Genomic DNA, 11,677 nt, shown 5'->3' with positions numbered 1-11,677 from the left:
AACTACCGGGTCGACCAAATCACACTCCCCTCATCCCCGTGACGCCGGAGACATCTTGCCGTGGTCGCCGATGCGACCGCCGCGACTATGCAGGGATTCTGGCCGTCGCCCGCGCCCTCGGCACGATTTCCGGCCCCCGCCTGGGCAGGAACCGGCGATCCCGGGCTCAGGCGACCAGCAGGGCCGCGTGCCAGACCATCCAGACAAAGCCGCCGCATGATGCAAGCGACAGCGTATCCCGAACCCAACGTGCCATGACCTTATCCCCTTATCTGGTGCGTTCCCTGTATGTTCTAGGTTGCCGTTTTGTTCCCGTCAAGCCCGGCGGATTGTCCGCCCCCGGGCGCGCGAATGCTGTATCCTGATGACTGACGCCACGCCCCGCCCTTCCGGCGGTCGGCGTCCGGAGAGCGGTCATGGCCAAGGGTCAAGTGCGCAGCAACAAGGAAACCCGCAAACCCAAGGCGGAGAAGCCCAAGCCGGCGGTCGCCGCCGGGGCCTCGCCCTTCACCACCCCGCCCGGAAAAAAATAGGGGCCTGAAGCGCGGCGGGACCGACGGCTAGCCCGCGGTCCGGCCGTCGCAGTCGGCCGCAGCCTCGGTGTCTCCGGCTGCCTGATACAGGTCGCGGGCTGCATTCCAGCGGTCGGCGGCCTCGGGGCTGCGGCGCAGTTCGTCCAGCGCCAACGCGGCCAGTTTCAAAACGACGGCCAGCTCCAGCGGGTCACTCCCGCCATGGGCCCGGTACAGGGCTGCGGCCTGGTCGGCATGGGCCAGGGCGGCCTCGGGTCGGCGCGCACCCAGGTCGATCTCGGCCAGATGACGCAGGCCCAGGGCCTGGAGTGAATGCGCCCTCGCCTCGCGGCTCAGGGCCGTGGCGCGGGCATAGGCGTTGCGGGCGTCGACCATGCGGCCGTCGGCCCGGGCCAGTCGCCCCGCCTCCAGCTGACTCCGGATCGCCTCGGTCATGATCAGTCCCGGCTCCGGCTCGCCCCGGCCGGTGACGGCCTAATAGGCGTGACTCTCGGCCGGGCGCTCTTCCAGATGGCCGTCCTTCAGGGCGAAGACCCGGTCCATATGCCCGGCCAGCTCCATATTGTGGGTGGCGATCAGGGCCGCGACCCCGGTCTCGCGCACCATCACCCGCAGGGCCTCGAACACCGCCTGGCTGGTGGCCGGATCCAGATTGCCGGTCGGCTCGTCGGCCAGCAGCAGCCGCGGCCGGTTGGCCAGGGCCCGGGCCAGGGCCACCCGCTGGCGCTCGCCACCCGACAGCTGGCCCGGCTGATGGGTGGTCCGCTCGGCCAGACCCAGGGCCGCCAAGGCGGCCTCGGCCCGGTTGCGCGCCTCGGTTCTTGAATGGCCGGCGATGCGCATCGGCAGGGCGACGTTATCGCGCGCGTCAAACTCGGCCAGCAGATGGTGGAATTGATAGACGAAACCAATGCGCGACAGGCGCAGCCGGGTGCGGGCCCCCTCGTCCAGATCGCCGACGTCCGCGCCGTCGATCCGGATGTGACCGGCGGTCGGCCGCTCCAGCAGGCCGGCGGCGTGCAGCAGCGACGACTTGCCCGAGCCCGACGGCCCGATCAGACCGACGATCTCGCCCGGCATGACGTCGAGATTGACCCCCTTGAGCACCGTCAGCCCCCCGGTGGCCGTGTCATAGGTACGGGTCACCTCGCGGATCGACAGGACGGGCGTCGCGTCCGTCTGGGGATGGTTCTGGGGAACGATCTGTGGACTATTCAAAACGCAGGGCCTCCACCGGATCAAGCTTGGCCGCCTGCCACGACGGCAGCAGCGAGGCGACGCAGGACATGAACAGCGACCAGATCGCGACCCAGAACACGTCGACCGGATCGACCAGGGCCGGGATGGCGTCCAGCATATAGACCTCCTGGTTGAACAGCTGCACGCCCAGCAGGGCCTCGAGGAAATGCTGGATCGCGCCGATGTTCAGGCAGAACACCAGACCCAGCACCAGGCCGCTGACGGTGCCGGCCACGCCGATCGCGGCCCCGGCCACGAAGAAGACCCGCATCATCGCGGCCTGGCTGGCCCCGACCGTGCGCAGGATGGCGATGTCACGGGTCTTGTTCTTCACCAGCATGACGATGCCGGAGATGATGTTCAGGGCGGCGATGGCCACGACCAGACCGAGGATGATGCTCATGGCCACCCGCTCGACCTTCAGCGCGCCCCAGAAGGCCGCCAGCCGGTCACGCCAGTCGCTGACGACCGCGCCCGGCCCGGCGGCCTGCCGCACGGGTTCCAGATAGGCGGCGACATTGTCGGGATCGGCGACCTTCATCTCGATCACATCCCAGAGACCTTCCTTGCCGAAGAACAGCTGGGCCTGTTCCAGCGGCATGAACACGAACAGTCGGTCGAAATCGGCCGTGCCCGAGCTGAACACGCCGCCGACGGTATAGGTCTTCTCCAGTCCGCCCAGATTGCCGAAGGCCGAACCGGCTCCGTCCGGCGAATACAGGGTGACCGGATCGCCGACATTGATGCCGAGGGAATCCGCCAGCGCCTTGCCGATCAGCACCCGGTCGCCGCCCCAGTCGCCCTGACCGAAGCCGGCACGGGCTTCCGGCGTCAGGCTCTTGAAGACATAGGCCATGGAATCGAGATCCTCGGCCCGCAGGCCGCGCACCATGGCACCGGTGGTCTGGCCCGCCGCGCGCAGCAGGCTCTGGGACTCGGTCAGGGGCGTCACACTGACCACGCCCGGCAGGGCCTTGAGCCGGGTCAGGGCGGCGTCGCGCTCGGGCGAGACCAACACCTGGCCCTGGACATACATATGGCCGTTGAACGACAGCATGCGGCTGAGCAGCTCGCTGCGGAACCCGGCCATGATGCTCATCACCGTGATCAGGGCCAGCACCGCCAGGGTGATGGCGACGTAGCTGATGATGGCGATCAGGGCGATCCCGCCGTCCTTGCGCCGCGCGCGCAGATAGCGAAGGGCCAGACCGATTTCCCACGAGGAGAACGGCCCGGCGGGCTTGGGTGTGGGAAGCTGAGCATCGGTCATGTGGCGCTCCTCCTTCCCCCATTTGGGGGGAAGGGAATTGTCGGTGCCGCTCATCCGCAAACCCTCGACAGCGCCTCGTCCAACGGGATCGAGATCTTCTCGCCGGTGGCCCGACGCTTCAGCTCGACCGTGCCCTCGGCCACGCCCTTGGGCCCGATGGTCAGCTGCCACGGTATCCCGATCAGGTCGGCGGTGGCGAACTTGCCGCCCGGCCGCTCGTCGGTGTCATCATAGAGGACGTCCTTGCCGAGGGCTTCCAGCGCGGCGACGGCCGCCTCGCAGGCGGCCGAGACCGCCGCGTCACTGGCGCGCAGGTTGATCACCATCACGTCGAACGGGGCCACGGCGTCGGGCCAGATGATGCCACCGGCGTCGTGGCTGGCCTCGATGATGGCCCCCATCAGGCGCGAGACCCCGACCCCGTAGCTGCCCATGTGGACCGGACGGTCGACGCCGTCGGGTCCCTGGACCGAGGCCTTCATCGGGGCGGAGTATTTGGTACCGAAATAGAAGATGTGGCCGACCTCGATGCCGCGCGCGGTCAGCCGGTCCGCCTCGGGCGTCTCGCCCTCGAACCGGGCGGCGTCGTGCATTTCCTCGGTCGCCGCATACAGGGCGGTACGCTGGTCGACCGTGGCCTGCAGGTCATTCCAGTCGACGTCGGGGCCGGGCACCGGCATCTCGACCAGTCTGCGGTCACAGAAGACCTGGCTTTCGCCGGTCTCGGCCAGGACGATGAACTCGTGGCTCAGGTCGCCGCCGATCGGTCCGGTGTCGGCGCGCATCGGCACGGCCTTCAGGCCCAGCCGGGCGAAGGTGTTCAGATAGGCCACAAACATGCGGTTGTAGGCCTTGCGCGCGGACTCCTCGTCGATGTCGAAGCTGTAGGCGTCCTTCATCAGGAATTCGCGACCGCGCATCACCCCGAACCGGGGCCGGCGCTCGTCGCGAAACTTCCACTGGATGTGAAACAGGTTCAGCGGCAGCGCCTTGTAGGATTTGACGTAGGCCCGGAAGATGTCGGTGACCATCTCCTCATTGGTGGGGCCGTACAGCAGCTCGCGCTCGTGGCGATCGGTGATGCGCAGCATCTCCGGGCCGTAGGCGTCATAGCGCCCGCTCTCGCGCCACAGGTCGGCCAGTTGCAGGGTCGGCATCAGCAGCTCGACCGCCCCGGCCCGCTCCTGTTCCTCGCGCACGATCTGTTCGATCTTCTTCAGCACCCGCAGGCCCAGCGGCAGCCAGGCATAGATGCCGGCCGCCTCCTGCCGCACCAGACCCGCGCGCAGCATCAGCTGGTGCGAGATAATCTGCGCCTCGGACGGCGTGTCTTTGAGCGTGGGCAGGAAGTAGCGCGACAGGCGCATGGGCTCTAATCCGGCAAAGTCAGTCTGACCTGTGCTTTAGCCGGGTCAGCGGGGCAAAAGCTAGGCGTGGTTCAGACTGACGGCGGTGCCAGGTCGGGCAAGGGCATCCAGCCGATCCAGACCAGCAGCATCACCCCGGCCCAGACGATTAGCGCAACCCAGGTCGTGGTCAGGAATTTCCGCTTCAGATTGGGCGTGTCCGGCGCGCCCCACTGGGCCCCGTCGGTCGGCGGGGCGTGAGTCTCCCGGGACGTGCCCAGCGGCAGGATAGCGAACAGCACCACCCACCAGACCACCACATAGATGGCGAACATCGTCACCGGGCCAATCGGCATGATCAGTGCGCCCCCTTCGGCGTTTCCATCAGTTCGACCAGCATACCACCCATGTCACGCGGGTGAACAAAGATGATCGGTGTCCCGTGCGCCCCGATCCGCGGCTCGCCGGTCCCGAGGATGGTCGCCCCCCTGGCGCGCAGGGTGTCCCGGGCGGCGAGGATATCCTCGACCTCAAAACAGATGTGATGCTGGCCGCCGCGCGGGTTCCTGGCCAGAAAGCCGTGGATCGGTGAGTCCTCGCCCAGCGGTTCGATCAGTTCGATCTGGGCGTTGGGCAGGTCGACGAAACAGACCCGCACCCCCTGGGACGGCAGGTCGAAGGGCGTGCCGATGGCTGTGACGCCCAGCATGTCGCGGTACAGGGCGATACTGTCGGGAATGGAGGGGGTCGCGACCCCGACGTGGTTCAGCTTGCCGATCATGACCGGTCCTCAGGGGTGGGGCAGGCCCACGCCGTAGCGGGCCGCCAGATAGGGCAGGATGGCCTCATCCTGCAGAAAGCGCTGACCGGTGGCGGCGCTGGTCTCCGCCTCCGGCCAGTCGAATTCACCGTCCAGCACCAGCAGCGGGCAGCTCTGGTGGGCCTCGCCGACCAGGGCGATGACCGGCGGGCGCGGACGCGGATGGTCCAGATAGGTGATGTCGAGCTGGTCGCGCAGGGCCGGATAGAAGCCCAGCACTCCTTCGACGACCGAGCCGGCCGGGCAGTACCAGGGTCCGCCCTGGTCGTCGTGCCAGCCCGGATTGATCAGGAACAGCCGCTCGGTCATCCGCCCTCTCCTACAGGCGCAGCACGATGGTCTCGACGATCGGTCGACGATCCCAGATCTGCTGGCTGGCCTTCTTCAGCACGCGGGCCACGGCCTGTTCGACCGCATCGTCGTCGTCTCTCGCCTGCGGCTTGAGGCCGTTGACCACCTGTTCGACCCGTTCGGCCAGGCCGTCGAGGGCATCGCCCAGCGGGCGTTCGTCGCCACTGGGCAGGCCGATGGCCCGCATGTCGATGTCGCTGACGATCTTGCCGCGGCCGTCGAGAGCGAAGGACACCACCAGAATGCCGTTGGTCGAGGCGTGGCGGCGCTCGCGCAGGGCCTCGCCCTGTTCGGTCACCAACATGCCGCCGTCGACATAGAGGCGGCCGGACGGCACTTCATCGATGATCGCCGCCGGCCCCGGGGCCAGACGCACCATGTCGCCGTTGCGCGGCGTCACCTGCTCCTTGACCCCGATGTCGCGGGCCAGGTTGGCGTGTTCCATCAGGTGGCGGCGCATGCCGTGGGTCGGCACCGAAATCTGCGGCCGCGCCCAGGCGTACATCTGCCTGAGCTCGTCACGGCACGGATGGCCCGAGACGTGGATGCCGGGGTGGTCCTTCTCGGTGTAGAGCCGGACGCCCTTGTCGGCGAGCTTGTCCTGCAGGCGACCGATCGACAGTTCATTGCCGGGGATGACGCGCGACGAGAAGATGCAGTGATCGCCGCGACCCAGCCGGATCACCGGATGGGTGCCTTCGGCGACGCGCGACAGGGCCGCCCGGCTTTCACCCTGGCTGCCGGTGCACAGATACAGGATTTCGTCCTCGGGCCAGACGCGGGCCTCCTCGTCGGTCAGGAACGGCTTGATGTCGCTGAGCATGCCGACATGTTTGGCGGCGGCGGTGATGCGGTGCATCGACCGGCCCGCCAGCGAGACGCGACGCCCCGAGGCCTCGGCCGCGCGGATGACGCTGTCCATGCGGGCGACGTTGGAGGCGAAACAGCCCACGGCGATCCGGCCCTTGAGGCCGCTGATCAGCTTGGTCATGGCCCGGGCGACACCGCCCTCGGAGCCGGCCACGCCGTCGACGAAGACATTGGTCGAGTCACAGACCATGGCCAGCACGCCCTCGTCGCCGAGCGCCGAGATGGCCCCGCCGTCGGTCAGCTCGCCGACGACCGGTTCGTCATCGATCTTCCAGTCCCCGGTGTGGAACACCGTGCCCAGTGGCGTCTTGATGGCCAGGCCGTTCGGCTCGGCGATCGAATGGGTCATGGTGACCATGGTCACCTGGAACGGGCCCAGGTCGACGGTGCCGCCCAGCGGCACCTCGATCAGCTTGACCTGGTCCAGGATGCCGGCCTCGCGCAGCTTGTCGCGGATCAGATAGGCGGTGAAGGGCGTCGCATACAGCGGGGCCTTCATCCGGGCCCACAGCCAGCCGAGGGCCCCGATATGGTCCTCGTGGGCATGGGTCAGCACGATGCCGAGGATCTTCTCGCCCTCGAGGAAGGCCGGATCCGGCACGATGACATCGACGCCGGGCGTCGACAGGTCGCCGAAGGTCACGCCCACGTCGACCACCATCCACTGGCGGTTGGACTCCGGCCCGTAGCCGTACAGATTGAGATTCATACCGATCTCGTTCGAGCCGCCGAGCGGCAGGAATACGAGTTCGTCGTTGGTTTGTTTTTTCATGTGTCCGTCAAATGGGTATTGCGGCGCCAGATTTCGAGTAGGCCGCGTATGGTCAGGTCCGGATCGAACCGGTCGATGCTGTCTGTGGCCCCCTCGAACAGCGAGGCGACGCCGCCCGTGCCGATGACGGTCATGGGTTTTTCCCACTCCGCCTTGATGCGCGTGACCAGGCCTTCGATCAGGGCGACATAGCCCCAGAAGACGCCGGACTGCATGTTGGAGACCGTATCCTTGCCGATAACACGTTCCGGCCGCTGGATGGCGATCCGCGGCAACATGGCCGCGGCCTCATGCAGCGCCTGGAGCGAGAGGTTGATTCCGGGGGCGATCAGACCACCCTCGAAGGCCCCGTCGGCGGCGACCACATCGAAGGTGGTGGCCGTGCCGCTGTCGATGACGATCAGGTCACCGGGATAGACCAGATGGGCCCCGAGCGCATTGACCAGCCGGTCGGCCCCGGCCTCGCTGGGCTTGGTGATCCGCACCGGAATGCCGAGGTCGACATTCTCGCCGATGACCAGCGGTTCGACCGACAGATAGCGCCGCGACAGATTGCGCAGGTTGAAGATCGACTGCGGCACCACACTAGAGATGATGCAGCCGTCCAGAGCGGCCAGCTTCAGCCCGCGCATGGCCAGCAGCTGGGTCAGCCAGACGGCGTATTCATCGGCCGTGCGGCTGGCGGCCGTGGCGGTGCGCCACTGGGCGATCCAGTCCCTGCCGTCATGGACGGCGAAAAGGGTGTTGGTATTGCCCTGTTCGATCGCAAGCAGCATCAGGCGGCCTCCCCGAAGAACACATCGCCTGCCGAAATAAGGCGCAGGCCACCGTCGGCAAGGCGCAGACGCAGGGACCCGTCGGGATCGACGCCCTCGGCCCGGCCGCTGACGGTCTCATGGCCCAGTCGCGCGACGGCCGGTCCGTCCAGCCCCGCGGCCCGGGCGGTCCAGGCATCCAGCACCGGCTGGAAGCCCAGGGTCTCCCAACGGTCCAGCCAGACGGCGAAGGTCCCGGCCAGGGTGGCGGCGGCGGTCTCGACCATCGGCACGGCGGTCACGTCGCCGCGCAGATGATCGGCCAGTGCGGTGGCGGGCCGGTCGGTGCCGGACGGGGCCCTCGCCAGATTGACGCCGATCCCGACCGCCAGCCACAGGCCGCCGTCGGCATGGGCCCCGGACTCGATCAGAATGCCGGCGACCTTGTCCCCGGCCAGCAGGATGTCATTGGGCCATTTGATCGTGACCAGCGACGGCGGCACGAAGGCGTCGACCAGATCGGCCACGGCCAGGGCCGCGACAAAGGTCAGCTGGGCCGCCTCGGCCGGCGGCCGGCGCATCGTGGTCAGCAGGGTGGCCGACAGGTTGCCGGTCCGGTCGATCCATTCCCGCCCGCGACGGCCGCGCCCGGCGGTCTGGCGGCGGGCCACGACCCACAGCGGTCCACTCTCGCCGGCCTCGGCCAGGCGGCGGGCCTCGGCATTGGTGGAGTCGGTTTCCTCGAGCAGGCGGACGGGCGCGGGCGTCACCGCCCTACCCGGCTCCGAAGCCCGAGGCGGCGGCGCGGGTCAACGGCTCCAGCCAGACCAGGCCGACGATCACCAGCGGGAAGGCGAAGGCCGCGCAGGCCCAGCCGATCCACTGGGGTGCGAGCGGGGCCTTGTCGGTCGGGACATCGTCCAGCGGCGCGTCGAACCACATAAGCTTGATGATGCGCAGATAGTAGAAGGCGGCCACGACCGAGGCGACCAGACCGATCGCGGCGGCGATCCAGTAACCGGCCCCGGCGGCCGCGCCGAACACATAGTATTTGGCCCAGAAGCCCGAGAACGGCGGCATGCCCAGCACCGACAGCGACAGGATCGTCAGGGCGATGGCGGTCACGGGACGGTCGCGCTTGAGCCCGGCCAGGTCGGCGATGCGCCGGATCGGCTTGCCGCCCTTCGACAGGCTCATCAGGATGGCGAAGAAACCCAGCTGATCGACCACATACAGGGTCATGAACATCAGCATCGCCTGCAGACCGGCCTCAGTGCCGGCGGCGATCGCCAGCAGGGCGTAGCCGATGTTGGCGATCGAGGAATAGGCCAGAAGTCGCTGGAAATCCTTCTGGGCCAGGCCGCCGAAGGCGCCGACCGCGAAGCTGATCAGCGAGATCAGGATAATGACCTGGGCCCACTGGTCGTGCGCGCCGCCGAAGCCTTCCGACAGGGCCCGGGCGATCAGCACCATGGCGGCCATCTTGGGGGCGGTGGCGAACAGGGCCACGACCGGGGTCGGCGCGCCCTCATAGACGTCGGGCGTCCACATGTGGAACGGCGCGGCCGAGACCTTGAAGGCCAGGCCGCAGATCAGGAAGACCAGGCCGAAGATCAGGCCGGTGCCGGCCTCGCCCGAGGCGGCGACCACGGCGATATCCTCGAACCGCATCGAGCCGGTGAAACCGTAGATCAGGCTGGCCCCATACAGCAGCAGGCCCGAGGACAGGGCCCCGAGGACGAAATATTTCAGGCCCGCCTCGGACGCCTTCAGGTCGTCGCGGTGGAAGGCGGCCAGGACATAGAGGGCCAGGGAGTGCAGCTCGATCCCGACGTACAGGGAGATCAGGTCGCCCGAGGACGCCATCATGCTCATGCCGACCGCGGCCAGCACGATCAGGACCGGATATTCGAAGCGGGTGATGCGCGTCCGCTCCATCCAGCCGGTGCCGAGGACGATGGCCACGGCGCTGGACAGATAGATGACGATCTTGCCGTAGACCGCCAGCGGATCGGCGACATAGGCCCCGTTGAAGGCGGACCCCAGCGGACCCGTCGCGGCCACGGCCGAGGCCGCCACCAGCAGGGCCACGGCCAGCATGGAGACCAGCCGGGTCGATTTTTCGCCGGCGAAGGCCCCCAGCAACAGCAGCACGAGGCCGCCGAGGGCGAGCGTCAGCTCCGGAGCGGACAGATGGAGTGCAGGGATCAGATCAGGCATCAGGGTCTCACCCGCCGATCGCGGCGTGATAGGTGGTCGTCAGGGCCTCGACCGAGGCGGCGGTGTAGTCGAGCACGATGCCGGGATGGACGCCCAGCCAGATCGTGCCGACGATCAGCGGCACGAAGATCAGCAGCTCGCGCCGATCGATGTCGGTGATCGCCTTGAGCGCCGGGTTGGTGATCTCGCCGAACATGACGTTGCGGTACAGGGTCAGGGCATAGACCGCCGACAGGATCACGCCCGAGGCGGCGATGAAGGCGGTCCAGGTCGAGGCCTGGTAGACGCCGGTCAGGGTCAGGATCTCGCCGATGAAACCCGAGGTGCCCGGCAGGCCGACATTGGCCATGGTGAACATCAGGAAGATGGCGGCGAACCACGGCATCTTGCTGGTCAGGCCGCCGTAGAAGGCGATCTCGCGGGTGTGCATCCGGTCATAGACGACGCCGACGCACAGGAAGAGCGCGCCCGAGATCAGGCCGTGGCTCAGCATCTGGAACACCGCGCCCTGCATGCCGATTTCGTTGCCGGCGAAGATGCCCATGGTGACGAAACCCATGTGGGCCACCGACGAATAGGCGATCAGCTTCTTCATGTCGGTCTGCCGGAAGGCGACCAGCGAGGTGTAGACGATGGCGATGGCCGACAGGGCGAACACCAGCGGCGCGAACATCTGCGACGCCAGCGGGAACATCGGCACATTGAACAGGATGAAGCCGTAGCCGCCCAGCTTCAGCAAGATGCCGGCCAGGATGACCGAGCCCGCCGTCGGGGCCTGCACGTGGGCGTCCGGCAGCCAGGTGTGCACCGGCCACATCGGCATCTTGACCGCGAAGCTGGCGAAGAAGGCCAGCCACAATATCGGCTGGGCCGCCGGGCTGAAGGCGAAGCTCTTGAGCTCGGGGATGCTGGTGGTGCCGGCCGTATAGGCCATCCACAGCATGGCCAGCAGCATCAGGACGGATCCCAGCAGGGTGTAGAGGAAGAATTTGTAGGCCGCATAGATGCGGTTGGTCCCGCCCCACACGCCGATGATGATGAACATCGGCACCAGGGTGCCTTCGAAGAAGATGTAGAACAGGAACAGGTCCAGCGCCGTGAACACGCCGGTGACCAGGGTCTGCAACACCAGGAAGGCGACCATATAGTCGACCACCCGGTCGGTGATGGTCTTCCAGCTGGCCAGGATGCAGATCGGCATCAGGAAGGCCGTCAGCAGCACAAACAGGATCGAGATGCCGTCGACACCCAGATGATACTGGGCCCCGGCGAACCAGACGTAGCGTTCGATGAACTGATAACCGGCACTGGCCGGGTCAAAGACCAGCACCAGCACGACCGCGACGGCCAGGGTGGCCAGGGTCGTGCCCAGGGCGATCCAGCGCGCCGCGGAGTCCGCAGCGCCCTTGATGACGAAACGGGCCAGCAGGATCAGTCCCGCCCCGATCAGGGGCAGGAAGGTGACGAGGCTCAGGATGTGAGGAATTTCAGCGGGCACTTG

At 67.5% G+C, this 11,677-nt stretch carries 13 protein-coding genes; 1 reads left to right on the top strand and 12 read right to left on the bottom strand.

Going from position 1 to position 11,677, the window contains the following annotated elements; translation table 11 throughout:
• Window positions 1–416 precede the first annotated feature (416 nt).
• Window positions 417–533 carry a hypothetical protein gene (locus AACZ75_RS10325; RefSeq protein WP_339872765.1) on the top strand — a complete coding sequence of 39 codons (117 nt, stop codon included), beginning with the start codon at window positions 417–419 and terminating at the stop codon, window positions 531–533.
• Between the two features lie 27 nt (window positions 534–560).
• Here the strand turns inward: AACZ75_RS10325 and AACZ75_RS10320 are convergent, their stop codons facing one another.
• The 12 genes from AACZ75_RS10320 to AACZ75_RS10265 form a co-directional block, all read right to left on the bottom strand.
• On the bottom strand, window positions 561–968 hold the full coding sequence (locus tag AACZ75_RS10320; RefSeq protein ID WP_339872764.1) for a hypothetical protein: 408 nt from the start codon (window positions 966–968) through the stop codon (window positions 561–563).
• A 39-nt stretch (window positions 969–1,007) separates the two neighbouring features.
• Window positions 1,008–1,751 (bottom strand): ABC transporter ATP-binding protein, encoded by a 744-nt coding sequence (locus AACZ75_RS10315; RefSeq protein ID WP_339872763.1) that lies wholly within the window; start codon window positions 1,749–1,751, stop codon window positions 1,008–1,010.
• Window positions 1,744–3,042: a lipoprotein-releasing ABC transporter permease subunit gene (locus AACZ75_RS10310; RefSeq protein ID WP_339872762.1), complete on the bottom strand. Its 1,299-nt coding sequence runs from the start codon at window positions 3,040–3,042 to the stop codon at window positions 1,744–1,746. The genes AACZ75_RS10315 and AACZ75_RS10310 overlap by 8 nt, the downstream gene beginning before the upstream one ends.
• A gap of 50 nt (window positions 3,043–3,092) precedes the next feature.
• Window positions 3,093–4,409 (bottom strand): proline--tRNA ligase, encoded by a 1,317-nt coding sequence (gene proS / locus AACZ75_RS10305; protein WP_339872761.1) that lies wholly within the window; start codon window positions 4,407–4,409, stop codon window positions 3,093–3,095.
• Window positions 4,410–4,480: 71 nt separating this feature from the next.
• A complete protein-coding gene (locus AACZ75_RS10300; protein WP_339872760.1) occupies window positions 4,481–4,744 on the bottom strand; it encodes a DUF1467 family protein in 264 nt (87 codons plus the stop codon).
• Window positions 4,745–4,746: 2 nt separating this feature from the next.
• A complete protein-coding gene (gene mce / locus AACZ75_RS10295; RefSeq protein WP_339872759.1) occupies window positions 4,747–5,169 on the bottom strand; it encodes a methylmalonyl-CoA epimerase in 423 nt (140 codons plus the stop codon).
• 9 nt (window positions 5,170–5,178) lie between these two features.
• Complete coding sequence (locus AACZ75_RS10290; RefSeq protein ID WP_339872758.1) at window positions 5,179–5,517, bottom strand: DUF3088 family protein; 339 nt, start codon at window positions 5,515–5,517, stop codon at window positions 5,179–5,181.
• A gap of 10 nt (window positions 5,518–5,527) precedes the next feature.
• The gene (locus AACZ75_RS10285; RefSeq protein WP_339872757.1) at window positions 5,528–7,201 is read right to left on the bottom strand and encodes a ribonuclease J; all 1,674 of its coding nucleotides are present in this window, start codon (window positions 7,199–7,201) and stop codon (window positions 5,528–5,530) included.
• Window positions 7,198–7,980: a type III pantothenate kinase gene (locus AACZ75_RS10280; protein WP_339872854.1), complete on the bottom strand. Its 783-nt coding sequence runs from the start codon at window positions 7,978–7,980 to the stop codon at window positions 7,198–7,200. Before AACZ75_RS10280 ends, AACZ75_RS10285 begins: the two co-directional genes overlap by 4 nt.
• Window positions 7,977–8,726: a biotin--[acetyl-CoA-carboxylase] ligase gene (locus AACZ75_RS10275; RefSeq protein WP_339872756.1), complete on the bottom strand. Its 750-nt coding sequence runs from the start codon at window positions 8,724–8,726 to the stop codon at window positions 7,977–7,979. The genes AACZ75_RS10280 and AACZ75_RS10275 overlap by 4 nt, the downstream gene beginning before the upstream one ends.
• Window positions 8,727–8,730: 4 nt before the next feature.
• Complete coding sequence (nuoN, locus tag AACZ75_RS10270) at window positions 8,731–10,176, bottom strand: NADH-quinone oxidoreductase subunit NuoN (protein ID WP_339872755.1); 1,446 nt, start codon at window positions 10,174–10,176, stop codon at window positions 8,731–8,733.
• Between the two features lie 7 nt (window positions 10,177–10,183).
• Window positions 10,184–11,662, bottom strand: a complete 1,479-nt coding sequence (locus tag AACZ75_RS10265) for an NADH-quinone oxidoreductase subunit M (RefSeq protein ID WP_339872853.1) — start codon at window positions 11,660–11,662, stop codon at window positions 10,184–10,186.
• Between the last annotated feature and the right edge of the window lie 15 nt (window positions 11,663–11,677).

This window comes from uncultured Brevundimonas sp., assembly GCF_963975535.1.
Classification (GTDB): domain Bacteria; phylum Pseudomonadota; class Alphaproteobacteria; order Caulobacterales; family Caulobacteraceae; genus Brevundimonas.
This window is presented reverse-complemented; position numbering and strand designations above follow the sequence as displayed.